Origin of the sequence: Bradyrhizobium sp. NC92 (genome assembly GCF_025200865.1) — a bacterium.
Lineage (GTDB): Bacteria > Pseudomonadota > Alphaproteobacteria > Rhizobiales > Xanthobacteraceae > Bradyrhizobium.
This window is the reverse complement of the sequence record NZ_CP104171.1, coordinates 4,694,828-4,718,534: the sequence shown is the minus strand read 5'-3', so window position 1 is coordinate 4,718,534 and position 23,707 is coordinate 4,694,828. Positions and strand designations below refer to the sequence as shown.

Here is a 23,707-nt window from a genome sequence, read left to right as displayed (position 1 = left end):
TCGCAGCCAGCATGGCAGTATGGGAGGACCGATGATGCGCATGACCAGGCTCGCTCTTGCCATGGCTGCACTGGCGCTATCAAACCCTGCGGCGCTGGCGCAATCGGACAAGACCGGCGTCGAGAAACTCTACGTGCTCAATTGCGGGGAGGGCACCGCGGGTGACATCTCGCGCTGGACGCCCGGCCTGAACGAAGGCAAGGCGATGGACTTCGTCGACACCTGCTATCTGATCAAGCACGCCAAGGGCTGGTTCCTGTGGGACACCGGCATCGCCGATGCCGTCGCGGCCATGCCGAACGGCCTGGTACCGGCCGATCCCAAGGCCGTCACCTGGCGCCGGCCGAAGACCCTTGCAGCCCAGCTCGAGCAGCTCGGCATCAAGCCCGACGACGTCAAGGCCATGGCGGTCTCGCACACGCATCCCGACCATACCGGCAATGTCGAGCTGTTCCCGCAGGCTGTGCTCTACGTACAGAAGGCGGAATATGATTGGCCCGGCGCCAACAACACGCCGCGCTTCAAGCCCTCGCACCCGGCCGAGCTGCTCACGGGCGACAAGGATGTCTTTGGCGACGGCAGCGTGACCATCCTGTCGACGCCCGGCCACACTCCCGGGCACCAGTCGCTATTGGTGAAATTGCCGAAGACCGGCGCGGTGGTGCTGTCGGGCGATGCCGTGCATTTCAGGGATAATTGGGACAACCGCCGCGTGCCCAGCATGAACGTCGACAAGGACCAGAGCGCGGCCTCGATGCAGAAGATCGCCGACACGCTGGCCAAGGAGAAGGCGCAGCTCTGGATCAACCACGACAAGGCCCAGCGCGACAGCCAGAAGATGGCGCCGGAGTTTTACGACTAGCGCTCGGGCGCTGCTGTTGCCGCATCGGTGGCAGCAGGGGTGTGTTAACTGCCCGCAAAAGCTCCGGAATGGGAGACGATGCGTGGGGGAGTGGCTCGGGGTTGCGATCGCGCTTGTCTCGAGCAGCTTAGGGGGCACCGCGGCGGCGATCACCCGCTATCTCGTCGGCGGGGCCGATCCGGTTCTGCTGGCGATCCTGCGCTGGGGGATCGGCTTCCTCTGCCTGCTGCCATGCGCGCTGCTGCTTCGCGTGCGCTGGCCGCAGCGATCCGACTGGCCGGCAGTCATGCTGCTCGGCATCTGCTTCTTCGGCCTGTTCTTCATCCTCTACAATATCGCGGTGTCCTACACGACGGCGGCGCGCGCAAGTCTCGCGCTGGCGACGCTGCCGCTCCACACCATGGTGGTTGGCGCAATCCTCGGCGTGGAGCAATTGACGGTGCGGAAGATGACGGGCGTGGGCATCGCCGTGCTCGGCGTCGCGGCGGCGCTCGCCGCGGGCCTCGCGCAAAGTCCGCCGGGCGCGTGGCGCGGCGAGCTGATCATGACCGCGGCCGTGTTCTGCATGGCGTTCTACAATGTACTGTCGCGCCCTTTGATGCAGCGTTCCAGCGCGCTCGGCTTCCTCACGGTCGGCATGGGCTCGGGCGCTGCGGTGCTGGTGCTAGCGGGTTTCGTGAAGGGCAGCTTTGCGGCGCTCGATCATTTCACCACGGGGCAGTGGATGGCCGGCATCTATCTCGGCGCCGGCGGCGGCGCGCTCGCCTTCATCCTCTGGGTCATGGCGCTGGCGCGGGCGACGCCGACCCGGGTCGCCAACACCATGACGGTCAATCCGATCGCCGCCACAGTGCTGGCCGCGCTGCTGATCGGCGAGCCGATCACGGCAAACCTCTTGATCGGGCTGGTTGCGGTGTTCGCGGGGATCTGGATTGCGACCAGCGAAGCGAAGCCGGCCTAGCTCTTCGGCGCGGTCGCCATCGGCGGGCTCGTCTCCGGCGTCTTCTTCGGCTTCAGCGTGCCGGCGTAGAACGAGAGCAGCCAGACCAGCAGGACGGCGAGCAGATAGACGCCCCAGGCCTGTGGCGGCGTGGTCGCCCAGCGCAAGAGGCCCTTGAAGGTGCGTGGCGGGCTGTTGTCGTCGCTCATGGACCGCTTGTGCGCGAAACCATTGGTGCGGTCAATCCGGCCGCCGGCCGGCGCGGATCAGGAACAGCGCTGCCAGTGCTGAGAGGCTGAGCGCGGATGAGACGATCAGCACCTTGGCGCCCATGAGGTCGATGAGCAGGCCGAAGGCGAGCGGCGCCACCGCCTGCGCCATCCGTGCCGGTGCGCCGATGATGCCGAGGCGGTAGCCGAAATCCTTCGGGCCGAAGATCGACAGCGGCAGCGTGCCGCGCGCGATGGTCAGAATGCCGTTGCCGGAGCCGTGGAACAACGCGAACGCGCTCGCCGCAGCGCCGCCGAAGATCGCGACGATCACGGCACCGACCGGGTGGGTGAGGCAGGCGAGCCGCGTCGACCACAGCGGATGGAAGCGGCTGAGAAAGCCGGCTTCCAGCATGCGGGCACCGACTTGCGCCGGGCCGATCAATGCGCCGGCCGCGATCGCCTCGGCCGGCGTGGCCCCCGTCGTCTCCAGGATGCGCGGGAAATGCGCGGCCATCGCGCCGGTGACGGTCCAGACCGCCGCGAAGATGAAGGCAAGCAAGATCATGGTGCGGTCGAGCGGCACATGCGGCTTCTCGGCCGTGGCCGCCGCCTGCTTGGCGCCCTTGATCGCCGGCAGCATGAAGAAGTTGAGCGGCAGGCCGATCAGAATGTTGGCAGCGGCCCAGGCAAAACAGGTCTCGCGCCAGCCGATATGGGCGAGGCCCCAGGCGGTGAGCGGCCAGCCGACGGTGGAGGCGAAGCCCGCCATCAGCGTGATGCCGGTGATCGACCGGCGCGCCTCGGTGCCGTAGATGCGCCCCAGAGCGGCGAAGGCGGCATCGTAGAGGCCCATCGCCATGCCGATGCCGAGCACCAGCCAGGCGATCGCCATCACCGTCACGGACTGCGAGAGGCCGAGCAGCACGAGGCCGGCGGCAATGGTCAGGTTGGAGGCCGACAGCACCTGACGGCCGCCGACGAGATCGATCTGCCGTCCGATGCGCGGGCCGAGCATCGCGGAGATCACCAGCGCGGCCGAGAACGCGCCGAAGATCCAGTTGGAGGAGACACCGAGATCGCGCCCCATGGGGTCGGCGAGCAGCGCCGGCAGATAATAGCTGGAGGCCCAGGCCAGGGTCTGCGTGGTGCCGAGCGCCAGGATGATCGGAAGCTGGCGCTGGCTCATCTGCGCATGCTTCCGATTCTGGCCGGCAACGTCATCATCATGAGCATTTGCCGCCCGCGCGGCGAGTGCGTCAACCGGGGCTGCGGCATATTCGACCTGCGCGGGAGGGGGAACCTCGCGCTCGGCTTACGCGTGGCTTGCGCCTTTCGCCCGTCACGAATGCACGCCATAATGGCGCATGCAATTGACCTCGCGCCTTTCGCTGATGAACTGGCTGACCGGCCAGGGGCTCACGGGCCTGCCTGAAAATGAACTGCTCCGCGGCTTCTGCGAGCGCTGCTGCGCCGAGGGGCTGGAACTGTCGCGTGGCCTCGTCGTCATCGACACGCTGCATCCGATCTATGAGGGCCGCGGCTTCCGCTGGAGCGATCGTCCCAGCAACGAGAGCGATGCCTTCGAATACGGCTCGACCGCAGACGGCGACGCCGCCAAGAGCTGGCGCCGCTCGGTGTTCTTCCACATGCTCGAGAATGGCGACGACGAGATGGTGATCGATCTCGCCGATGCGCCGTCGATGGATTTCTCGCAGATCGGCGAGCTCGCCGAGAAGGGCCACAAGCACTATCTCGCCTTCGTCCACCGCTTCGGCGAGAACGGCGCGCTCGGCCTGATGGATTGCCTCTATTCCTGCTGGACCACCCGCCGCGAGAGCGGTTTCTCCGGACTGGAGCTGGAAGCGCTGCGCGATCTGGTTCCGGTGCTGGGGCTTGCGATCAAGTCAGCGCAGCAGGTCGACATCGCGCGCACGCTCGGCCGGGTCTATCTCGGCCGTGACGCCTCCGAGCAGGTGCTGCGCGGGCGCATCTCGCGCGGCGTCACCGAGCGCATCAACGCCGTGCTGTGGTATTCGGATTTGCGCGGCTCGACGGGGATCAGCGAGAGCATCGGGCCCGACGAGATCATTCCATTCCTCAACGACTATGCGCAGGCCGTGATCGATCCGATTCACGAAGCCGGCGGCGACGTGCTGAAGCTGATCGGCGACGGCGTGCTCGCGATGTTCTGGGGCGAGGACATGGCGGATGCGCGGCGTGCGGCGCTCCGCGCCGAGCACCTGTTCCGCAAGAACGTCGCCGCGCTGAACGAGCGGCGGGCAGCGGAGGGCCGTCCGACCACGTCGGCCTATATCGGCCTGCATGTCGGCGAGGTCTTCTACGGCAATATCGGCAGCGAGGACCGGCTTGATTTCACCGTGGTCGGCCCGACCGTCAACGAGGTCAGCCGCATCGCTTCGATGAGCCGCTCTGTCGATCGCGAGCTGCTGGCTTCGTCGGAGTTCTACAAGGGCCTCGACGCCGCCGGTCGCCGCTACCTCGTCTCCACCGGCCGCTACGCGCTGCGCGGCATCGGCCGCGCGCAGGATCTCTATACGCTTGATCCGGAAGTCGATGCGAGCGAGCCGGTGAGGGGAAGTTACGAGCGCTATCTGGCGGGTTAGTCTCCGCGGTCTCAACATACGCCGTCATTCCGAGCGCAGCGAAGCAATCCAGATTCGTCCGACGGAGGACCCTGCATTGCTTCGTCGCTACGCTCTTCGCAACGACGGCTGTGGCTAACACCGCGCCGCCGCTTCATCTCCCACCATGGCCGGCTGCCGGTCCAGTCCCACCGCCGGTGACAGCAGGATCACCAGCGCCTGCACGCCGAACACGGCGGCGGCGAGATAGAGGCACGCTTCCGCGCTCCAGAAGCCGCCGACGATCGCGCCCAGCGCCGAGCCGAGCGGGCGGGCGCCGTAGCTCATGATGTTGATGGCGGAGACGCGGCCGAGCAGGCGCGGCGGCGTCACGGACTGGCGCAGCGTCGTGGTCGAGATCACCCACAGGATCGGGCCGACGCCGAGCAGGAAGAAGCTCAAGCCCGCGAGCCAGGGCGAGGGGAACAGCACCGTCGATGCCATCACCAGGGCGGCGACGAAGCCGGTGACGGGGCCGAGCCCGACCACGGTGCCAAAGGCGATGCGCTGCATCACGCGCGTGGCAAGGAGCGCGCCGATCACCATGCCGACGCCGTACATCGTCAGCACCGTGCCGACACCAGCAGCGCTCAGGCCGAGATGGCGCACGGCGTAGGGCACGAACACCGCGATCTGCAGGAACCAGCCGGTGTTGAAGATGAACTGGGTGATGAACACCGGTCGCAGCAGCGGATGGTGAAACACGAAGGCCGCGCCTTCGCGGACGTCCTGGAGCGGATGCCGCCGCGGCGCCGGCGCACGCGCGGGCTCGTAGATGCCGGACAGCAGCACGACGGCAATGGCCGAGAGCGCCGCGGCAAAGCCGAACGCCGGGCTCGCGCCCCACCATCCCACCAGCGCACCGCCGAGTGCGGGGCCGCTGGCGAAGGCGATGGTGCGCGCCAGCTCGATGCGCGCATTCGCTGCCGGCAGCAGGTCGGAGCTCACCAGCGACGGCACCAGCGCCGGCGCCGCCACGCTGTAGACGACGGTGCCGCACACGGCGGCGAAGCCGAGCAGGGCCAGCAGCGGCAGATTGAGCGCCCCCAGCGCGAGCAGGAGCACGACGGTTGCGAGCGCCACGGCCCGCAGCGCCTCGGCGCTCGCCATCAGCCTGCGGCGGGAGATGCGGTCGGCGAGCACGCCGGCGGGGATGGCGAACAGGACGAAGGGCAGGGTGAGCGCGGTCTGGAGCAGGCCGGTCTGCCCTTCGGCTACTCCCAGCGTCAGCACGGCCACGATGGGCGCCGCCGCGAGCGCAATCTGCTCGGCCGACTGCGCCGCGAGATTGGACCAGGCAAGGCGGTTGAAGGTGTCAGGGAGGCGAGGCGGCGTTGACATGGCGCATATCCTGCTAGGGCGAATTTGCGCCAATGTTGGCCCCCGACGACCACCAAACCCACCCGCTTCCCGACAAGAGGCGATTTCCCACGGGTCCGAGGCGGTAACGTTTGCCGCTAGATGCAGTTGCAAATGAGTTGCAATAAGAACGAAGTTGGGTATTCTGCCGATATGGATGCCCGATCACCCCACATGACGCCTGACGTCGCCGGCTGGCGCACTGATGCGCCCACCACCAAGAGCCTCGCTGAGGTCAATTCCACGGTCGCCATTCCCGCCGCGGGCCGATGGTGGCGGCGGCTGCTGGCCTTCGTCGGGCCGGGCTACCTCGTCTCGGTCGGCTACATGGACCCCGGCAATTGGGCGACCGACCTCGCCGGCGGGTCGAAGTTCGGCTACACGCTGCTCTCCGTCATCCTGCTCTCGAATTTGATGGCGATCCTGCTCCAGTCGCTGGCGGCGCGGCTCGGCATTGTCACCGACCGCGATCTCGCCCAGGCCTGCCGCGCCACCTATTCGCCGGCGGTGAACTTCCTGCTCTGGCTCGCCTGCGAGGCGGCGATCATCGCCTGCGATCTCGCCGAGGTGATCGGCACGGCGATCGCGCTGAAGCTGCTGTTCGGCATTCCGCTGATCGGCGGCGCATTGCTCGCAGCCCTCGACGCTTTCCTCCTGCTGCTGCTGATGAACCGTGGTTTCCGCTTCCTGGAGGCTTTCGTCATCGCGCTGCTGGCGGTGATCGCGGTCTGCTTCGTGGTTCAGATCGCGGCGGCCGCTCCGCCGGTGGCGGAGGTCTTGCGCGGCTTCGTGCCGAAGAGCGAGATCTTCACCAATTCCGACATGCTCTACATCGCGATCGGCATCATCGGCGCCACCGTGATGCCGCATAACCTCTACCTGCACTCCTCGATCGTGCAGACGCGCGCCTATGAGCGCAACGACACCGGCCGGCGCGAAGCGATCAAATGGGCGACGACGGACTCGACTATCGCACTGATGCTGGCGCTGTTCATCAACGCAGCGATCCTCGTCGTGGCCGCCGCGACCTTCCACAAAAACGGTCATTCCGACGTCGCCGAGATCGGACAGGCCTTCGAGCTGTTGTCGCCGTTGCTCGGGCTCGGCATCGCCTCGACGCTATTCGCGGTGGCGCTGCTCGCCTCGGGCCTCAATTCGACGGTCACCGCGACGCTCGCCGGCCAGATCGTGATGGAGGGCTTTCTCAACCTGCGCCTGCCCAGCTGGGCGCGCCGCCTGCTCACGCGCGGCATTGCCATTGTCCCCGTGATCATCGTCACGGCGATCTATGGCGAGCGCGGCACGGCGGATTTGCTGGTGTTCAGCCAGGTCGTGCTGTCAATGCAGCTGCCTTTTGCGGTGATCCCGCTGGTCCGCTTCGTCTCCGACCGCCGCAAGATGGGCCAGTTTGCGATACCGACATCGGTCGCCGCGGTCGCCTGGATCGTCGCCGGCGTTATCGTGATTTTGAACGTGAAGCTGCTGGCCGATACGCTGTTCGGCTGAGTGGCGCCGCCACGTTGCTGTCATCGCCCGCGAAGGCGGGCGATCCAGTACTCCGTGAGGCCTGCGATAGAACCGAGAAGCTGCGGCGTGCTGGATGCCCCGCCTTCGCGGGGCATGACGGAGAGCGAGTGCGCGTTAGCTGAGCTTAGTCCTGCGGCTCGGATGCCGTATCGCCCTGAGCATCGACCCGAAGCCAGCCTGACGGGGCAAGGCGCTGCTGCGGCAGGAAGCGGGCCTTGTAGTCCATCTTCTTGGAGCCCTCGATCCAGTAGCCGAGATAGACGTAAGGCAGGCCCTGACGTCGCGCGCGCGCGATGTGGTCGAGGATCATGAAGGTGCCCATCGAGCGGCTGACCTGGCCAGGATCGAAGAACGAATAGACCATCGACAGGCCGTCGCTGAGGACGTCCGTGAGGGCTACCGCGATCAGCTCCTCGCCGCGGCCGGTGATGCCGCTGTCGGGACCGCGCTTGCGGTATTCGATGATGCGGGTCTCGACATGGCTGTCCTCGACCATCATGGCGTAGTCGAGCACGGTCATGTCGGCCATGCCGCCGTGGCGGTGGCGGGCGTCGAGATAGGCGCGGAACACCGAATATTGCTCGGAGGTCGGCACTGCGCTGCGCTGCTCGCCGATGATGTCGGCGTTGCGGGCCATCACCTTGCGGAAGTTGCGCGAGGGGCGGAACTCGTTGGCGAGGACCCGGACCGAGACGCAGGCCCGGCACTGGTCGCAGGCCGGCCGGTAGGCGATCGACTGGCTGCGGCGGAAGCCGCCATGGGTCAGCAGGTCGTTGAGATCACCGGCGCGGTCCCCCACGAGGTGCGTGAACACCTTGCGCTCATGCCGGCCCGGCAAATACGGGCAGGGGGAGGGCGCCGTGAGGTAAAATTGTGGGGTGTCGCGCGAGTGCTGGGTCAAGGGACGTCGTGGGCCTCCAAAACAGGCATCAGCATCGCGCTCCAGAAGCCCCCGGTCAATCGATTAGCTCACCACGTCCGCGCCGCCTGGGGTGCGGGTATGCGAACCGAATTGTTGATTACGACCGTTCCCAGCACGAAGTCGTGCAGCAGGCGACGGCGGCCGTTGAACAGGCCGACCAGCACCACGAATGGCGACAGGAACGAGACCGTCACCCAGAACAGCACGGCATGGGTGGCGCCGAGCACGAAATAGCCAGGCGCGCCGTACCAGGTACGCAGCTCCAGGTCCATCAGGCGCATGCCGACCGTGGCGGAGGACGGACCGCCGATGCTGGCGCCGTAATAGACGATGGCCCAGATCACGGAGGCCGGCCAGGCGATCCAGAACAGCGCCCAGCCGATGCCGAGGGTGACCACGCCGAACAAGGCGATGAAGATGTAGCCGAGGATCACCGGGACCGAGATCACGACCATGTCGATCAGGAAGGCGAACACCCGCCGCGTCGCGACGCCCCGGAACAGGTCCGGATGCAGGTCGGGGTCGTAGGCGTGCGGTTGCATGGCGCCGTCATTGCGCCAGGCGCCGCCGTCATTTGGCGAACCAGAATATGACACGAGCTTCCCCTTCCGCTTTTGGATATCTCACCGCAGCACATGGGAACAGCCAGGCCGCACGCCAAGGCTGTCGGCCCAGTACCACCGCAAAATATTCCGGCGATTCGGCGGCCGTGGCCGCTTGCGCGGTCCGTGATTTGCACCATGCTGGGGCGGGGTGATCCCTCACAGGAACGATTTTCAATGGATCGTCAGATCGAATTGCGTTGCCGCTGTGGCGGGGTCTGCGCTGTCGTCACGGGCGTGTCGCGGCAGACCGTCAATCGCGTGGTCTGCTACTGCGACGACTGCCAGGCCTTTGCACACCAGCTCGGTCGCGCCGATCTGTTGAATGCGAAAGGCGGCAGCGACATTGTCCAGGTCGCGCCATCGACGCTTACATTCGTGCAGGGGCAGGACCGGATCGCGGGGGTGCGGCTGACCCCGAAAGGCCTTTATCGATGGTATGCAAGCTGCTGCAACACACCGGTCGGCAACACCCTTTCGCCGAGCATTCCCTTCGTCGGCATCATCGCGCAGGCGTTCGAGGGTGGCACGCCGGCGGTCGACGAAGTCGCGGGAGCGCCGATCGGCGCCATTCTCGGCAAGTACGCGGTCGGCGAGCCACCAGCGGGCGCGACGGGACTTAATCTTTCTCTCATCCTGCGCGCCATCGGCAAGGTGCTGGCATGGAAGCTGCGGGGGAAGGCATCGCCGCATCCGTTCTTCAAGCGGGCGACGCGCGAGCCGATCTATCCAATCACCGTGCTGTCGCGCGAGCAGCGCGAGGCGCTGCGTCCGTTGTGCGGGCCTCAGCCGAACGCGCAAGCGGCGGGTTGAGTGTTGCAGCGGTAAGGTGCGGGTAACTCTGCCCTCGCGTCCCGACAAGCGCCGCGCAGAGCCGGGACCCGGACGCCCGCAAGTGGGATCAAGCCTGGGCCCGCAGCTTCTCCGCGGCCTTCGGCGCAAAATAGCTCAGCACGCCGTCGGCGCCGGCGCGCTTGAAGGCGAGCAGGCTTTCCATCATGGCGCGGTCGCCGTCGAGCCAGCCGTTGTTCGCGGCCGCGGCGATCATCGCGTATTCGCCGGAGACCTGATAGGCGAAGGTCGGCATCGCGAACGTGTCCTTCACGCGGCGGACCACGTCGAGATAAGGCATGCCGGGCTTCACCATCACCATGTCGGCGCCCTCGGCGATGTCGAGCTCGACCTCGCGCAGCGCTTCATCGGTGTTGGCGCTGTCCATCTGATAGGTACGCTTGTCGCCGGTGAGCGTCTTGGCCGAGCCGATGGCGTCGCGGAACGGGCCATAAAAGGCGGAGGCGTATTTGGCCGCATAGGCCATGATCTGCACGTCGAGCAGGCCGGCGCGGTCCAGCCCCTCGCGGATCGCGGCGACGCGGCCGTCCATCATGTCGGAGGGCGCGATGATGTCGCAGCCGGCTTCGGCCTGCACCAGCGCCTGGCGCACCAGCACGGCGACCGTCTCGTCGTTCAAAATCTTGCCGTCGGAGATCAGGCCGTCATGGCCGTGGCTGGTGAAGGGATCGAGCGCGACGTCGCAGAGGATTCCGATCTCCGGAAACTCCTTCTTGATCGCGCGCACGGCCTGGCAGACCAGGTTGTTCGGGTTGGTGGCTTCGGAGCCTTCCTCGTCGCGCAGGGAGGGATCGGTGTAGGGAAACAGCGCGATGCAGGGGATGGTCAGCTTCATGGCGCGCTCGGCCTCGCGCACGGCCTGGTCGACGCTGAGGCGGTCGACGCCGGGCATCGAGGCGACCTGCTCGCGCTTGTTGGTGCCGTCGATCAGGAACAGCGGCCAGATCAGATCGTCGGTGGTGAGGACGTTCTCGCGCACCATTCGCCGGGCCCACTCGGCCTTGCGGTTGCGGCGCGGACGGACGGTCAGGTCGAGGGCATGCGGCACCGCCGTGCTGTCCCGGCGCGAAACGTCGCGCAATTCGATCGGACGTCCGTATTTGATCGCCATTACTCTTCCTCCGGCTGGAATTATTCTTATACCAGCTCGCACGGTTCCCGTCACTGCGGCTTGACCTGCCGCAAGGGATGGCAGGCGATTGATTTTGCGGGCCGAAGCAGCCAGAAGGGGCCATGTCCGAGATCTCCACCCGCGATACGGCCCAGGGCGGCGTCAATGCCAGGGACGCTGCCCGAGAGAGTGCACTCTCAGTCGAGGCGATCTCCTCGGAGCGCTCGGAGTCCGACGACAATGTCTGGACCCGCCGGCTGGTGCTTTTCCTGCGGGTGATGGCGCTGCTCTCGATCCTCAAAGGCCTCTATCACTGGGCGCAGGTCACGGGCTTCGTCGGCGGCGAGGATGAGGCGTTCGAGAACCAGTCGATGGCCTGGCAGGCCGCGACCGTCTACTTCGCCGTGATCGAGCTCGTCGCCGCCGTCGGCCTCTGGCTGGCAACGCCATGGGGCGCGGTGGTGTGGCTGACGACCGTGGTGTCGATGGCCGTGATCGAGCTGATGTTCCCGGGGATCTACGGCGGCAGCCTCGTCGTGGTCGGCGTCGAGGTCTTCATGCTCGCCGCATATCTCGCGCTCGCCTGGATGGCCGCGCGCGAGCGACCGCCGTAGCGCGGCAACGGCTTGGATAGATGCTCTCGTGCCCCGGACGCAGCGCGCCGCGCTTGCGGCGTGATGCGTTGCAGAGCCGGGGCCCATCTCTCCGACATCTCGTTTGTGGCTTTGGGTCCCGGATCTTCGCTTCGCTCGTCCGGGACACGAGCGGAGTTGTGCGCGTTTGGTTGACCGCTGGTTGCCTAAAATTCGCGGTAAGTTTTCATTGACCAGCCGGTTCCGCCACAGCTCTTACGCATGCGTTTCGAAACAGGGCGGGGCTGTTCTGGAATGCGACAACAGGGGCGGACGGAGGGTGAACAGGACCTTGCGAAGGTCAACAGAGGCTTTCGAAAAGTGCTTGTGGCACAGGCTTAATGCGCAATTCACTGTCTTAAATTCATGATCTCTTTATTCTCTTATTTAAGCCGATCTTCAAACGCGCCCCTTAAGTTGCAGCTATCAGACGGGACACAAGTTTCGTCGAATAAGTGTCGATAAAAACGACAACAGGGGAAGTGTCATGATGAAAGCCGTCGCAACTGCGGCAGATACCGCAGAGCGCGTCTCCGGCCAGCAGGGTTCGGTGCAGTCGCTCTATCTGGAAGCTTTGACTCTGGTGGAGCGGCTGCATCGCCGGCTCCTCGACGTGATCAAGGACGAATTCGATCGCCGCGGCCGTGCGGACATCAACTCGGTCCAGGCGCTCTTGCTCTACAACATCGGCGACAAGGAGCTGACCGCGGGCGAATTGCGCACGCGCGGTTACTATCTCGGCTCCAACGTCTCCTACAATCTGAAGAAGCTCGTCGAGCTCGGCTTCCTCGATCATCAGCGCTCGCGCGTCGATCGCCGCTCGGTGCGCATCCGCCTGACCCCGCAGGGCCAGGAAGTCCGTCGCATCGTCGACGCGCTCTACCAGAAGCACGTCAAGACGGTGGAGCAGGTCGGCGGCATCTCCGGCGACGAGTTCGCGACCCTCAACAAGTCGCTGCACCGTCTCGAGCGGTTCTGGACCGACCAGATCCTCTATCGCCTCTGAGTTTTAATGGGATCAGGGCGAAGCCGGCCCGCAACAAGACCGGCAGCCCTCCCGAACGTGCCTGACTTCCCCAAGCGCGCCGGTCCGGAGTTGCCCCCGGACCGGTGCGTTGATGTTTTTGCACCTGCGAAAAAATCCCTGGCTGCCAGGAACCAGTTCCCGGCTCGGCGCTTATCTCCTTCGGATCGGAGAAACGTCGATGCTGGTCGAGCGCGGGCTTCAGGTGATGAACGTGGAACTCGTCAGCGAGGCCTATGCCATCGCCGCAAACTACCTTCGCCGCTCCGGGGCGATCCCGGACACTCTCGTCACCGATGAACGCCTGCTCGGCCTGGTCGTCAAGCTGCTTCAACAGGGCGAATTCAACAAGATCAGGCTGGCCAACAAGGCCATCGCCCGGTTCCAGGCGCAGACCGAGGCTAGAGCGGTTGCCTGATCAAAACCCCCAAGATCCCGACGAACCAGAGGATGCCATGGAAGCCGCCATCGACCGCATCATGCAGACCTATGACCTGCTCGCCAACCGCACCGCGGCGGCCAGCGCCGAGGCGCGTGAAAAGGTCACGAATTACCTCAATATCCTGATGGAGGCCGGCGAGACCGACACCCACAGGTTGACCGTCTGCGGCCTGACCTATCTGCGCCAGCTCGACGGCAGCGTCGACCCGGTGAAAGCGGGGTATACGGGGCTGTGAGGAGGGGCGCCGGCTGCGCCCGATGGCAGCTGGCAAAGGATGAGGCCCAAAGCGGCCCCACCCGAATATTGATGGGCAGGGGTCTTGCAAAACCGCTCCCGGGCTGACCCCCCCAATCCCACCATATCTTGCATAAATATCAGGCCCGACCCGCAAATGCTTGGCCTGTTGCGGGCGATGTGGTAGATCGCGCGTGCTTCCGACCGCCACACCAGACCCGCCCGTAGCCCGCCAAAAGGCTGCGGCGGTGGAGATATTCGCAAGATGACCCTCGCAAAAACCGCCTCCGCGCCCGATTCGTTTTTCACCGCCCCGCTCGAGCAGGCCGATCCGGAAATCGCCGCCGCCATCAAGGGCGAGCTCGGCCGGCAGCGCCACGAGGTCGAGTTGATCGCCTCCGAGAACATCGTCAGTCGGGCCGTGCTGGAAGCGCAGGGTTCGGTCATGACCAACAAATACGCGGAAGGTTATCCAGGCGCGCGCTACTATGGCGGTTGTGAGTGGGTCGACGTCGCCGAGAACCTTGCGATCGATCGCGCCAAGAAGCTGTTCGGCGCCAATTTCGCCAACGTGCAGCCGAACTCCGGCAGCCAGATGAACCAGGCGGTGTTCCTGGCGCTGCTGCAGCCAGGCGACACCTTCATGGGTCTCGATCTCGCCGCCGGCGGCCATCTCACCCATGGCTCGCCCGTCAACATGAGCGGCAAATGGTTCAAGGCCGCGCACTACACGGTGCGCCGCGAGGACCAGATCATCGACATGGACGCAGTGGCCAAGCAGGCCGAGCAGGTCAAGCCGAAGCTGATCATCGCCGGCGGCTCCGCCTATTCGCGCGCCTGGGATTTCAAGCGCTTCCGCGAGATCGCCGACAGCGTCGGCGCCTACCTCCTGGTCGACATGGCGCATTTCGCCGGGCTCGTCGCCGGCGGCGTGCATGCCTCGCCCGTGCCGTATGCGCATGTCACCACCACCACGACGCACAAGTCGCTGCGCGGTCCGCGCGGCGGCCTCATGCTGTGGAATGACGAGACGCTGACCAAGAAGCTCAACTCGGCGATCTTCCCGGGGCTGCAGGGCGGTCCCCTGATGCACGTGATTGCGGCGAAGGCGGTCGCCTTCGGCGAGGCGCTGCGTCCGGACTTCAAGGTCTACGCCAAGAACATCGTCGAGAACGCCAAGGCCTTGGCCGAGACCCTGAAGGGTCATGGTCTCGACATCGTCTCCGGCGGCACCGACAATCATCTGATGCTGGTCGATCTCAGGCCGAAGGGCCTGAAGGGCAACGTCTCGGAGAAGGCGCTGGTCCGCGCGGCCATCACCTGCAACAAGAACGGCATTCCGTTCGATCCGGAATCGCCCTTCGTCACGTCGGGCATTCGGCTTGGCACGCCGGCTGCGACCAGCCGCGGGTTCGGCGTCGCCGAATTCCAGCAGGTCGGCGGCATGATCGCCGAGGTCCTCAACGCGATCGCGCAATCCTCCGACGGCAAGGCGCCGCTGGTGGAGGCTGCGATCAAGGAACGGGTCAAGGCGCTCACCGACCGGTTCCCGATCTATCAGTAAGGTCCAAGAAAACCTTTCAAGGTACACGGATGCGCTGCCCGAACTGCAACAGTCTCGATACGCAGGTAAAGGACTCGCGTCCGACCGAGGATTCGTCCGTGATCCGCAGGCGGCGCGTGTGCGTCGCCTGCAATTTCCGCTTCACCACCTTCGAGCGCGTGCAGCTGCGCGAGCTCACGGTGATCAAGCGCAACGGCCGCCGCGTGCCGTTCGACCGCGACAAGCTGATGCGCTCGGTCCAGATCTCACTTCGCAAGCGGCAGGTCGAGCCGGAGCGGGTCGAGAAGATGGTCTCCACCATCGTGCGCGAGCTTGAGACCGGAGGTGAGGCCGAGATCTCCTCGGAGGTGATCGGCGAGACCGTGATGGAGCATCTGCGCACACTCGACGACGTCGCCTATGTTCGCTTTGCCTCGGTCTACCGCAATTTCCGCGAGGCCAAGGATTTCGCCGACGTACTCGGCGAGCTCTCCGGTGAGGAGGAAGCGCGGCTCGCCGCGATCCGCAAATGATCTTCCGCATCCTGGAAGACCAGTTCGCGCAGAAGGCCCGCGAGGCCAAGGATGCTGATCGCCGTTTCATGGAGCTGGCGCTCGCGCTGGGCAGGCGCGGGCAGGGGCGGACCTGGCCCAATCCGGCCGTGGGCGCCGTCATCGTCAAGGATGGCGTCATCGTCGGCCGCGGCTGGACGCAGCCGGGCGGACGGCCGCATGGCGAGCCCGAAGCGTTGCGGCGCGCCGGCGAGGCTGCGCGGGGCGCCACGCTCTATGTCACGCTGGAGCCGTGCTCGCATTTCGGCAAGTCGCCGCCTTGCGCCGATGCGGTGATCGCCGCCGGCATCAAGCGGGTGGTGGCGGCGATCGAGGACCCCAATCCGGAAGTGGCGGGGCAGGGCCATGCGCGCTTACGCGCTGCCGGCATCACGGTGGATGTCGGTCTTTGCGCGGCGGAGGCCGCGTTCGACCATGCCGGCCATTTCCGCCGCATCCGGGAAAAGCGTCCGCATGTGATCCTGAAGCTCGCGGTCTCGCCCGACGGCAAGATCGGTGCGGCCGGCGGCAAGCCGCTTGCGATCACGGGCGAGGCGGCACGCAATCGCGTGCATCTGCTCCGCGCGCAAAGCGACGCCATCCTGGTCGGCATCGGCACGGTGCTGGCGGATGATCCGCAGCTCAACTGCCGCCTGCCGGGCATGGCGGAGCGCTCGCCGGTGCGTGTGGTGCTCGACCGCAGCCTGCGCATACCCGCATCGAGCCAGCTGGTTCGATCCGCGCGCGAGACGCCGCTTTGGGTGATCGCGTCCGAGCTTGCGGAAGCGGCCGCCGCGACACGCCTTGGCGCGGCCGGTGCGCAAATCATGCGCATGCCTGCGGGGAGTGCATCCGGGCTCGATCTTTCGGCCGTGCTGCATGCGCTGGGAGAGAAGGGCATCACGCGGCTGCTGGTCGAGGGCGGCAGCCGCGTTGCGGCGTCCTTCGTCGCGGCCGATCTCGTCGACGAGATCTGGCTGTTCCGCGGCGCGGAAGCGGTCGGCGACGGCGGCGTCGATGCGCTCGATGCATTGCCCCTGTCGAAAATCACGCAGTCGCCGGCCTACAAGGTTCATGCTAGCGAGACCTACGGCAAGGATACTCTCACCATCTACGAGCGCGCGTAATGTTCACCGGCATTGTCACCGATATCGGCGAGATCGTCAGCTTCACGCCAACGGCGCAGGGCCAGCTGCACCGGCTCCGCATCGCCTGCCGCTACGATCAGAGCACGATTGCGGACGGCGCCTCGATCGCCTGCAACGGCGTCTGCCTGACCGTGGTCGCCTCGGGCGTTGCGGACGGCAGGGACTCTAAGCAAAGGACCTGGTTCGAGGTCGATACCGCGGCCGAGACGCTGGCGCTGACGACGGCCAAGCACTGGAAGGTCGGGACGAAGCTCAACCTCGAGCGCGCGCTGAAGATCGGCGATGAGCTCGGCGGCCATATCGTCGCTGGCCACGCCGATGGCATTGCAACCATCGTCAGCCGCGAGGACTTGCCGGATATGGCGCGGTTCGTGCTCTCGACGACGCGGGAGCTGGCACGATTCATCGCCACCAAGGGCTCGATCACGCTCGACGGCGTCTCGCTGACGATCAATACGGTTGCAGACGTGACCTTTTCGGTGCTCATCATTCCGCACACGCTTGATGTCACGACGATCGGCAGCTGGAAGGCGGGCTCCGAGGTCAATATCGAGGTCGATTTGATGGCCCGGTATGCGGCGCGGCTGACGGAAATGACGGTCTCTTAGAACTTGGCTTACATGCTGCCGGCGACTACATAGCGCCGACCCCATTCGAAACGGATTGAACGATGGCAGACGCGCGGCGCGCACCCCTGAAGGACCAGACCGACATTTCCGGCGCGCGCGCGCTTGTAGTCGAGGCAAGGTTCTATGACGATCTCCAGGATGCGCTGCTGGACGGCGCAGTCGCCGAGCTGAAGGCAGCCGGCCTGACGCATGACGTCATCACGGTTCCCGGTGCGCTGGAGATCCCAGCGGCAGTGGCCATCGCGGTCGATGCCGCCGCGGCGAACGGCAAGCCGTATGACGCGGTGATCGCGCTCGGCTGCGTGATCCGCGGCGACACCATCCATTTCGAGATCGTCTCGCAGGAATCCTCGCGCGCGCTGATGGACCTCGCGGTGGCGCGAAAGCTGCCGCTCGGCAACGGCATCCTCACCGTCAACACCGAGGCGCAGGCCTGGGCGCGGGCGCGCGCCAGCGAGCTCAACAAGGGCGGCGATGCCGCGCGCGCCGCGCTTGCGATGCTGCGCATCAAACGCCGCCTGGCGCAGGCCTGAAGCCATGGCTGAGATCAAGAAACCGGCGGGCGTTCCGGAGAAGAAGGCGAACCGGCGCGGTGCGGCGCGGCTCGCGGCCGTGCAGGCGCTGTACCAGATGGACATCGCCGGCGCGGGCATCAACGATATCTTTGCCGAGTTCGAAAGCCATTGGCTCGGCAACGAGGTCGAGGGCGACACCTATCTGCCGGCGGAAGCTGCCTTTTTCCGCGACGTCGTCTCGGGCGTCGTACGCGACCAGAAGAAGCTCGATCCCCTGATCGACGAGGCGCTGTCGAAGGGCTGGCCGCTCAAGCGGATCGAGGCGATCCTGCGGGCGGTGCTGCGGGCCGGAGCCTATGAGCTCCAGCACCGCAAGGACGTGCCCGGCCGGGTGGTGGTCTCCGAATATGTCGACGTCGCCAACGCCTTCGTCGATCGCGAGGAGACCGGCATGGTCAACGCCGTGCTCGACCAGATCGGCCGGCAGTTTCGCGGCGACGAGTTCGGGCGGGGGTAGTCACACATTCCGCTGTCATCACCCGCGTAAGCGGGTGATCCAGTACGCCGCGGCAGCGGTTATTGAGATCGGCTTCTCGGCGTACTGGATCGCCCGGTCAAGCCGGGCGATGACAGCGGAGGGTGGAGTTGGCGCCGATGACGAACGCACAGGATCCCTCCGGCGAAGACTCCCTCATCGCCCGCTATTTCAAGCCGCTGGCGACCGATCCCGGCGCGTTCGGGCTGGTCGACGACGCTGCGGTCCTGTCCTCGTCCGGCGAGGACGTCGTCGTCACCACCGACGCTATCGTCGAGGGCGTGCATTATCTTGCCGGTGATCCGCCTGACACCATCGCGCGCAAGGCGTTGCGGGTGAACCTGTCCGATCTCGCGGCGAAGGGAGCAACCCCAGCAGGCTTCGTGCTGACGCTGGCGTTGCGCAGCAAGGAGGATGCCTGGCTGCGCCCCTTTGCGGACGCGCTGGGCGAGGACGCCAAGACCTTCGCTTGTCCTCTGCTCGGCGGCGACACGGTGTCGACGCCGGGCCCGCAGATGATCTCGATCACCGCCTTTGGCCGTGTGCCTCGGGGGCGGATGGTCGGCCGGACCGGCGCAACGCCGGGCGACCGCATCCTGGTGACGGGGACGATCGGCGATGCCGCGCTCGGCCTCGACGTGCTCAAAGGCGGCGCTGTGGCCGCCGCGCTGGCATCCGATCCCGCGGCACGGGATTTTCTGGTCTCGCGCTATCGGGTGCCGCAGCCGCGCAACGTGCTGGCGCGGGCGGTGCGCGACCATGCCACCGCAGCGATGGACATCTCCGATGGCCTCGCCGGCGATCTGACCAAGCTCTGCGCCGCGTCCGGGGTCTCGGCCTCGGTCGACGTGACGAGCGTGCCACTCTCGGCCGCGGCGGCCGGCCTGCGCGCCCGCAACGTCGGGTCTGTCGAGACGCTGCTTGCGGGAGGCGATGACTACGAGGTGCTGTGCACCGCTCCGCCGGCACAGTGTGACGCGCTGATTGCCTCGGGGCGGGCCCTGGGCGTTGCCGTGACCGCGATCGGTACGATCACGGAAGGGCAGAAGCCGCCGCGCTTCCTGGATGGTCAGGGCCAGGACCTGCTTTTGACGCGGCTGTCCTACAGCCACTTCTAGCAATTGCTCCAACCCGGCATCTTAGTTCTCAGCACTTGGTCCTAAATACCTGCCGAGATCGGCCTTTTCGGCCTTATCCGGCGTTGCACCCTCAATTTGATTTTGGCAAGCTCGCGGCCGACTGGAGCCGCCCCTTAAGGGCAAGGGGGCGGCTTTGTTCAAAATCAAGGCGCCGCACCGCACGACGGAACACAAAAGGCGCCGGGGGTACATCAAGGAATCTGAGGCAAAAATCACATGACAGCATTATGGTTGATAGTGCTCTGCGGAGCGCTTTCCGTCGCCTACGCGATTTGGGCGACGTCTTCGGTGTTGGGCGCGGATGCGGGGTCGCCGCGCATGCAGGAGATCGCAGGGGCCGTGCGCGAAGGCGCACAGGCGTATCTCCGGCGCCAGTACACCACGATTGGTATCGTCGGCATCGTCATCTTCGTGCTGCTTGCCTATTTCCTCGGGCTCTATGTCGCGATTGGTTTCGCCATCGGCGCGATCCTGTCCGGCGCTGCGGGCTTCATCGGCATGAACGTCTCGGTGCGCGCCAATGTGCGCACCGCCCAGGCTGCGACGACGTCGCTCGCCGGCGGCCTGGAGCTCGCCTTCAAGGCGGGCGCCATCACCGGACTTCTGGTGGCCGGTCTCGCGCTGCTGGGTGTGACCCTCTATTTCGGCTTCCTGGTCCACTCGCTGAAGCTCGCGCCCGATAGCCGTGTCGTCGTCGACGCCCTGGTGGCGCTCGGCTTTGGCGCCTCGCTGATCTCGATCTTCGCCCGTCTCGGCGGCGGCATCTTCACCAAGGGTGCGGACGTCGGCGGCGACCTCGTCGGCAAGGTCGAGGCCGGCATTCCCGAGGACGATCCGCGCAACCCCGCGACCATCGCAGACAACGTCGGTGACAACGTGGGCGACTGCGCCGGCATGGCCGCCGACCTGTTCGAGACCTATGCGGTGACCGCGGTCGCCACCATGGTCCTGGCGGCGATCTTCTTCGCCAAGACGCCGATCCTCGCCAACATGATGACGCTGCCGCTCGCGATCGGCGGCATCTGCATCATCACCTCGATCATCGGCACCTTCTTCGTCAAGCTCGGGCCGAGCCAGTCGATCATGGGCGCGCTCTACAAGGGCCTGATCGCGACCGGCATCCTTTCGCTGATCGGCATCGCCCTGGTGATCTACTACCTGATCGGCTTCGGCAAGCTCGACGGCGTCAACTACACCGGCATGGCGCTGTTCGAGTGCGGCGTGGTCGGTCTCGTCGTCACCGCGCTGATCATCTGGATCACCGAATACTATACCGGGACCGACTATCGTCCGGTGAAGTCGATCGCCCAGTCCTCGGTCACCGGCCACGGCACCAACGTGATCCAGGGCCTCGCCATCTCGATGGAAGCGACCGCGTTGCCTGCGATCGTGATCATCGCCGGCATCCTGGTCACCTACAGCCTCGCCGGGCTGTTCGGCATCGCGATCGCGACCGCCACCATGCTGGCGCTGGCCGGCATGATCGTCGCCCTCGACGCCTTCGGCCCCGTCACCGACAATGCCGGCGGCATTGCCGAAATGGCGGGGCTGCCGAAGGAGGTGCGCAAGTCGACCGACGCGCTCGATGCGGTCGGCAACACCACCAAGGCGGTCACCAAAGGCTACGCGATCGGCTCGGCCGGTCTGGGTGCACTGGTGCTATTCGCGGCCTACAACGAGGACCTCAAGTTCTTCGTGGCCCGCTCCGCGCAGCATCCCTACTTCGCCGGCGTCAATCCGGATTTCTCGCTGAACAATCCCTACGTGGTGGTGGGCCTGCTGTTCGGTGGCCTCCTGCCGTACCTGTTCGGCGCGATGGGCATGACCGCGGTCGGCCGTGCGGCCGGCGCGATCGTCGAGGAGGTTCGTCGCCAGTTCCGCGAGAAGCCGGGCATCATGCAGGGCACCGACAAGCCTGACTATGGCAAGGCGGTCGACCTGCTGACCCGCGCGGCGATCAAGGAGATGATCATCCCCTCGCTGCTGCCGGTGCTCTCGCCGATCGTCGTCTACTTCCTGATTTATGCGATCGCGGGCGGCGGCGCGGCCGGCAAGTCGGCGGCGTTCTCGGCCGTCGGCGCGATGCTGCTCGGTGTGATCGTGACGGGTTTGTTCGTCGCGATCTCCATGACCTCGGGCGGCGGCGCCTGGGACAACGCCAAGAAGTACATCGAGGACGGTCATTTCGGCGGCAAGGGCTCTGATGCCCACAAGTCCGCGGTGACCGGCGACACCGTCGGCGATCCCTACAAGGACACGGCGGGACCTGCGGTGAACCCGATGATCAAGATCACCAACATCGTGGCCCTGCTGCTGCTGGCGATCCTGGCGCACTGAGCGGCGCTGGTGAAAGACAAAACCCCGCGGTGCAAACCGCGGGGTTTTTGTTTTTTGATCCGCCGCACTCACCACGTCATTGCGAGGAGCTCTTGCGACGAAGCAATCCAGGGTCATTCCGCGGAGAGATTCTGGATTGCTTCGCTTCGCTCGCAATGACGAGGGAGAGACCTACTGCACGTCCATCTGCAGGCCTTCCTTCTGGATGATGCCGGCGAACTTCTTCGTCTCGGCGTCCACGAAGGCGGCGAACTGCTCCGGCGTGCCGTAGTCGGCACGGGCGCCCATGGCGGCGATCTGCTTCTTGACGTCGTCGCGCTCCAGCATCGCCTTGACCTGGAGATTGAGCGCATTGAGCACCTCGGGCGAGACGCCCTTCGGCAGGAACACGGAGAACCAGGAGGAGATGTCGAAGTTCGCGAGCTCCGGTGCGCTCTCGCGCATGGTCGGCAGGTCTTTCGCGAGCTCGCTGCGCTCGGGCGTGGTGACGCACAGGCCGTTGAGCGTGCCGTTCTGCACCTGCGGCAGGCTCGGATAGAGGTTGTCGAACAGGATCTGGATGTCGCCGGCGAGCGCCGCCTGCAACGCGGGTCCGGCCCCACGGAACGGGATGTGCGTCATCTTCAGGCCGGTGAGCTGGAGGAACCAGGCGCCGGTGAGGTGAGGGCTCTGGCCGACGCCTGAAGAGGCGTAGCTGAGCTTGTCCGGATTGGCCTTCAGGAACGCGATCAGCTCGGGAATCGACTTGATGCCGGTCTTCGGATGCGCCGAGACGATGTTCGGAATCCGGATCATGTTCGAGACCGGCTGAAGCTGCTCCGGCTTGTAGCTGAGGTTCTTGAAGATGCTGTAGGCGATCGCGTTCGGGCCCGGATTGCCGACCAGGATGGTGTGACCATCCGGCTTGGCGCGCACGGCCTCGGCCGTGCCGATGGTGCCGCCGCCGCCGGAGCGGTTTTCCACCACGGCCGACTGGCCCCAGGCGGCTTGCAGATGCGCAGCCAGGAGCCGGCCCATCACGTCGGTCGAACCGCCGGCCGCGGCCGGCACGATGAGCCGAACGTTTTCTGTGGGCTTCCAGTCGGCAAGGCTCGATCGCGGCAGAAAAGCTGCGGCCGAAAGGCCGGCAGCACCGGCCAGCACACGACGGCGCGACAATAAAGTGTTTTGAAATTTCTTGGGCACGAATCCACTCCTGCTTCTTGCTTTGCAGGAAGCGTAGGGAACGCTACGTGCGACCGCAAGTCGCGCGCGACGACAAGTGCCGCGCAGAGGGCGGCACGACGACGCAGGCGCGAAGCCATTTACCTTCCGATGGAATTAGCCGGCTCCGAAGGCTGGTTCGACGCGAAGCGACAAGCGCTTCGATCGAAACCTTCGGCGGCTTCAGTTGAAGCTCAGCAGCTTGAACAGCGGTGTGAGGTAGCTCATCTCCTGACCCGACGTCGGCGTGGTGCGGCTGATGAAGTCGAAGATCTTGCCATCCTGGAGACCGTAATTCGCCAGCCTGCGCACGCGCCGGTTCTTGTCGAAATAGACCGCGATGACGCGCTGATCGACCACCTTCTGGTTCATGAAGGCGACCGGGCGCTCCGAGCGCTGCGAGATGTAGTAGAACACTTCACCGTCGAGGGTCGCGACCGTCGAGGGCGTACCCATCACGATCAGCACCTGGTCCTGGCTCGCACCGATCGGAATCTGCTCGAGCGCGCCGGGCGGCAGGATGTAGCCCTTCTGGAACTGCTCGCCGGTGCAGGCCGCAAGGGCCACGCCGACCATTGCGGTCGCCGCGAGCATGCGCAAGCCGCGCCAGCAGGCATGAAGGCCGCGCCGCACGTCCGCGCGCGGGCTGATCTGGTTCGTTGTCGTCATAGCGGAACTGATTCCGTCCCCTTGCGTCGCGCGTGGCGCTGAAGTACCGGGCTGGGCGTCTGAATGCAACTCGCGCG

General features: G+C 65.8%; 25 protein-coding genes. 17 read left to right on the top strand and 8 right to left on the bottom strand.

What is annotated here, in order from left to right:
* Positions 1–31: 31 nt before the first annotated feature.
* The gene (locus N2602_RS22090; protein ID WP_172783440.1) at positions 32–862 is read left to right on the top strand and encodes an N-acyl homoserine lactonase family protein; all 831 of its coding nucleotides are present in this window, start codon (positions 32–34) and stop codon (positions 860–862) included.
* 82 nt (positions 863–944) lie between these two features.
* The gene (locus N2602_RS22085) at positions 945–1,823 is read left to right on the top strand and encodes a DMT family transporter (protein WP_172783441.1); all 879 of its coding nucleotides are present in this window, start codon (positions 945–947) and stop codon (positions 1,821–1,823) included.
* Here N2602_RS22085 and N2602_RS22080 read toward each other — a convergent pair.
* Positions 1,820–2,011 (bottom strand): hypothetical protein, encoded by a 192-nt coding sequence (locus N2602_RS22080; RefSeq protein ID WP_260379397.1) that lies wholly within the window; start codon positions 2,009–2,011, stop codon positions 1,820–1,822. The two genes, N2602_RS22085 and N2602_RS22080, sit on opposite strands and share 4 nt — an antisense overlap.
* Before the next feature lie 31 nt (positions 2,012–2,042).
* The gene (locus tag N2602_RS22075) at positions 2,043–3,200 is read right to left on the bottom strand and encodes an MFS transporter (protein ID WP_172783443.1); all 1,158 of its coding nucleotides are present in this window, start codon (positions 3,198–3,200) and stop codon (positions 2,043–2,045) included.
* Positions 3,201–3,378: 178 nt separating this feature from the next.
* Here N2602_RS22075 and N2602_RS22070 point away from each other — a divergent pair, with 178 nt between their 5' ends.
* Complete coding sequence (locus N2602_RS22070; protein WP_172783444.1) at positions 3,379–4,638, top strand: adenylate/guanylate cyclase domain-containing protein; 1,260 nt, start codon at positions 3,379–3,381, stop codon at positions 4,636–4,638.
* 114 nt (positions 4,639–4,752) lie between these two features.
* On the opposite strand, the gene N2602_RS22065 is transcribed toward N2602_RS22070, so the two are convergent.
* Entirely contained in the window at positions 4,753–5,997 is a 1,245-nt protein-coding gene (locus tag N2602_RS22065) for an MFS transporter (RefSeq protein WP_172783445.1), read from the bottom strand.
* Between the two features lie 171 nt (positions 5,998–6,168).
* Here N2602_RS22065 and N2602_RS22060 point away from each other — a divergent pair, with 171 nt between their 5' ends.
* Positions 6,169–7,521, top strand: a complete 1,353-nt coding sequence (locus N2602_RS22060; RefSeq protein ID WP_260379396.1) for an Nramp family divalent metal transporter — start codon at positions 6,169–6,171, stop codon at positions 7,519–7,521.
* Positions 7,522–7,666: 145 nt separating this feature from the next.
* Here the strand turns inward: N2602_RS22060 and N2602_RS22055 are convergent, their stop codons facing one another.
* A complete protein-coding gene (locus tag N2602_RS22055) occupies positions 7,667–8,443 on the bottom strand; it encodes an arginyltransferase (protein ID WP_260379394.1) in 777 nt (258 codons plus the stop codon).
* Between the two features lie 68 nt (positions 8,444–8,511).
* Positions 8,512–9,060, bottom strand: a complete 549-nt coding sequence (locus N2602_RS22050; RefSeq protein ID WP_172783448.1) for an RDD family protein — start codon at positions 9,058–9,060, stop codon at positions 8,512–8,514.
* 39 nt (positions 9,061–9,099) lie between these two features.
* On the opposite strand from N2602_RS22050, the gene N2602_RS22045 reads away from it, so the two are divergent.
* Positions 9,100–9,879: a DUF6151 family protein gene (locus tag N2602_RS22045; RefSeq protein ID WP_260379393.1), complete on the top strand. Its 780-nt coding sequence runs from the start codon at positions 9,100–9,102 to the stop codon at positions 9,877–9,879.
* 88 nt (positions 9,880–9,967) lie between these two features.
* On the opposite strand, the gene hemB is transcribed toward N2602_RS22045, so the two are convergent.
* Entirely contained in the window at positions 9,968–11,029 is a 1,062-nt protein-coding gene (gene hemB, locus N2602_RS22040; protein ID WP_172783450.1) for a porphobilinogen synthase, read from the bottom strand.
* Positions 11,030–11,151: 122 nt separating this feature from the next.
* On the opposite strand from hemB, the gene N2602_RS22035 reads away from it, so the two are divergent.
* The 12 genes from N2602_RS22035 (at position 11,152) to N2602_RS21980 (ending at position 21,758) form a co-directional block, all read left to right on the top strand.
* A complete protein-coding gene (locus N2602_RS22035; protein WP_172783451.1) occupies positions 11,152–11,643 on the top strand; it encodes a DUF6163 family protein in 492 nt (163 codons plus the stop codon).
* Positions 11,644–12,148: 505 nt separating this feature from the next.
* Positions 12,149–12,667, top strand: a complete 519-nt coding sequence (gene ldtR / locus N2602_RS22030) for a transcriptional regulator LdtR (RefSeq protein ID WP_025036696.1) — start codon at positions 12,149–12,151, stop codon at positions 12,665–12,667.
* A gap of 199 nt (positions 12,668–12,866) precedes the next feature.
* Positions 12,867–13,103 (top strand): hypothetical protein, encoded by a 237-nt coding sequence (locus N2602_RS22025; protein ID WP_172783452.1) that lies wholly within the window; start codon positions 12,867–12,869, stop codon positions 13,101–13,103.
* Between the two features lie 37 nt (positions 13,104–13,140).
* Entirely contained in the window at positions 13,141–13,362 is a 222-nt protein-coding gene (locus N2602_RS22020; protein WP_025036694.1) for a hypothetical protein, read from the top strand.
* 264 nt (positions 13,363–13,626) lie between these two features.
* On the top strand, positions 13,627–14,925 hold the full coding sequence (gene glyA, locus N2602_RS22015) for a serine hydroxymethyltransferase (protein WP_172783453.1): 1,299 nt from the start codon (positions 13,627–13,629) through the stop codon (positions 14,923–14,925).
* Positions 14,926–14,954: 29 nt separating this feature from the next.
* Positions 14,955–15,437, top strand: a complete 483-nt coding sequence (gene nrdR, locus N2602_RS22010; RefSeq protein ID WP_011087793.1) for a transcriptional regulator NrdR — start codon at positions 14,955–14,957, stop codon at positions 15,435–15,437.
* Positions 15,434–16,582 carry a bifunctional diaminohydroxyphosphoribosylaminopyrimidine deaminase/5-amino-6-(5-phosphoribosylamino)uracil reductase RibD gene (ribD, locus tag N2602_RS22005; protein ID WP_260379392.1) on the top strand — a complete coding sequence of 383 codons (1,149 nt, stop codon included), beginning with the start codon at positions 15,434–15,436 and terminating at the stop codon, positions 16,580–16,582. The genes nrdR and ribD overlap by 4 nt, the downstream gene beginning before the upstream one ends.
* On the top strand, positions 16,582–17,211 hold the full coding sequence (locus tag N2602_RS22000) for a riboflavin synthase (RefSeq protein ID WP_172783456.1): 630 nt from the start codon (positions 16,582–16,584) through the stop codon (positions 17,209–17,211). The genes ribD and N2602_RS22000 overlap by 1 nt, the downstream gene beginning before the upstream one ends.
* Before the next feature lie 62 nt (positions 17,212–17,273).
* The gene (gene ribH / locus N2602_RS21995) at positions 17,274–17,765 is read left to right on the top strand and encodes a 6,7-dimethyl-8-ribityllumazine synthase (protein WP_172783457.1); all 492 of its coding nucleotides are present in this window, start codon (positions 17,274–17,276) and stop codon (positions 17,763–17,765) included.
* A gap of 4 nt (positions 17,766–17,769) precedes the next feature.
* Positions 17,770–18,264 carry a transcription antitermination factor NusB gene (nusB, locus tag N2602_RS21990; RefSeq protein WP_172783458.1) on the top strand — a complete coding sequence of 165 codons (495 nt, stop codon included), beginning with the start codon at positions 17,770–17,772 and terminating at the stop codon, positions 18,262–18,264.
* 137 nt (positions 18,265–18,401) lie between these two features.
* A complete protein-coding gene (gene thiL / locus N2602_RS21985) occupies positions 18,402–19,400 on the top strand; it encodes a thiamine-phosphate kinase (RefSeq protein ID WP_260379391.1) in 999 nt (332 codons plus the stop codon).
* A 237-nt stretch (positions 19,401–19,637) separates the two neighbouring features.
* The gene (locus tag N2602_RS21980; protein WP_172783460.1) at positions 19,638–21,758 is read left to right on the top strand and encodes a sodium-translocating pyrophosphatase; all 2,121 of its coding nucleotides are present in this window, start codon (positions 19,638–19,640) and stop codon (positions 21,756–21,758) included.
* A 171-nt stretch (positions 21,759–21,929) separates the two neighbouring features.
* On the opposite strand, the gene N2602_RS21975 is transcribed toward N2602_RS21980, so the two are convergent.
* Positions 21,930–22,943, bottom strand: a complete 1,014-nt coding sequence (locus N2602_RS21975) for a tripartite tricarboxylate transporter substrate binding protein (protein WP_172783461.1) — start codon at positions 22,941–22,943, stop codon at positions 21,930–21,932.
* Between the two features lie 201 nt (positions 22,944–23,144).
* On the bottom strand, positions 23,145–23,630 hold the full coding sequence (locus N2602_RS21970; RefSeq protein ID WP_172783462.1) for an outer membrane protein assembly factor BamE: 486 nt from the start codon (positions 23,628–23,630) through the stop codon (positions 23,145–23,147).
* Positions 23,631–23,707 lie beyond the last annotated feature (77 nt).

Coding starts and splice junctions, on each gene's coding strand:
- N2602_RS22075 (WP_172783443.1), bottom strand. CDS start 3,200: ATGAGCCAGCGCCAGCTTCCGATCATCCTGGCGCTCGGCACCACGCAG.
- N2602_RS22020 (WP_025036694.1), top strand. CDS start 13,141: ATGGAAGCCGCCATCGACCGCATCATGCAGACCTATGACCTGCTCGCC.
- N2602_RS22060 (WP_260379396.1), top strand. CDS start 6,169: ATGGATGCCCGATCACCCCACATGACGCCTGACGTCGCCGGCTGGCGC.
- ribH (WP_172783457.1), top strand. CDS start 17,274: ATGGCAGACGCGCGGCGCGCACCCCTGAAGGACCAGACCGACATTTCC.
- nrdR (WP_011087793.1), top strand. CDS start 14,955: ATGCGCTGCCCGAACTGCAACAGTCTCGATACGCAGGTAAAGGACTCG.
- N2602_RS22065 (WP_172783445.1), bottom strand. CDS start 5,997: ATGTCAACGCCGCCTCGCCTCCCTGACACCTTCAACCGCCTTGCCTGG.
- N2602_RS22035 (WP_172783451.1), top strand. CDS start 11,152: ATGTCCGAGATCTCCACCCGCGATACGGCCCAGGGCGGCGTCAATGCC.
- N2602_RS22090 (WP_172783440.1), top strand. CDS start 32: ATGATGCGCATGACCAGGCTCGCTCTTGCCATGGCTGCACTGGCGCTA.
- ribD (WP_260379392.1), top strand. CDS start 15,434: ATGATCTTCCGCATCCTGGAAGACCAGTTCGCGCAGAAGGCCCGCGAG.
- N2602_RS22080 (WP_260379397.1), bottom strand. CDS start 2,011: ATGAGCGACGACAACAGCCCGCCACGCACCTTCAAGGGCCTCTTGCGC.
- hemB (WP_172783450.1), bottom strand. CDS start 11,029: ATGGCGATCAAATACGGACGTCCGATCGAATTGCGCGACGTTTCGCGC.
- thiL (WP_260379391.1), top strand. CDS start 18,402: ATGACGAACGCACAGGATCCCTCCGGCGAAGACTCCCTCATCGCCCGC.
- N2602_RS22045 (WP_260379393.1), top strand. CDS start 9,100: ATGGGAACAGCCAGGCCGCACGCCAAGGCTGTCGGCCCAGTACCACCG.
- N2602_RS22000 (WP_172783456.1), top strand. CDS start 16,582: ATGTTCACCGGCATTGTCACCGATATCGGCGAGATCGTCAGCTTCACG.
- nusB (WP_172783458.1), top strand. CDS start 17,770: ATGGCTGAGATCAAGAAACCGGCGGGCGTTCCGGAGAAGAAGGCGAAC.
- N2602_RS21970 (WP_172783462.1), bottom strand. CDS start 23,630: ATGACGACAACGAACCAGATCAGCCCGCGCGCGGACGTGCGGCGCGGC.
- N2602_RS21980 (WP_172783460.1), top strand. CDS start 19,638: ATGACAGCATTATGGTTGATAGTGCTCTGCGGAGCGCTTTCCGTCGCC.
- ldtR (WP_025036696.1), top strand. CDS start 12,149: ATGATGAAAGCCGTCGCAACTGCGGCAGATACCGCAGAGCGCGTCTCC.
- N2602_RS22070 (WP_172783444.1), top strand. CDS start 3,379: ATGCAATTGACCTCGCGCCTTTCGCTGATGAACTGGCTGACCGGCCAG.
- N2602_RS22025 (WP_172783452.1), top strand. CDS start 12,867: ATGCTGGTCGAGCGCGGGCTTCAGGTGATGAACGTGGAACTCGTCAGC.
- glyA (WP_172783453.1), top strand. CDS start 13,627: ATGACCCTCGCAAAAACCGCCTCCGCGCCCGATTCGTTTTTCACCGCC.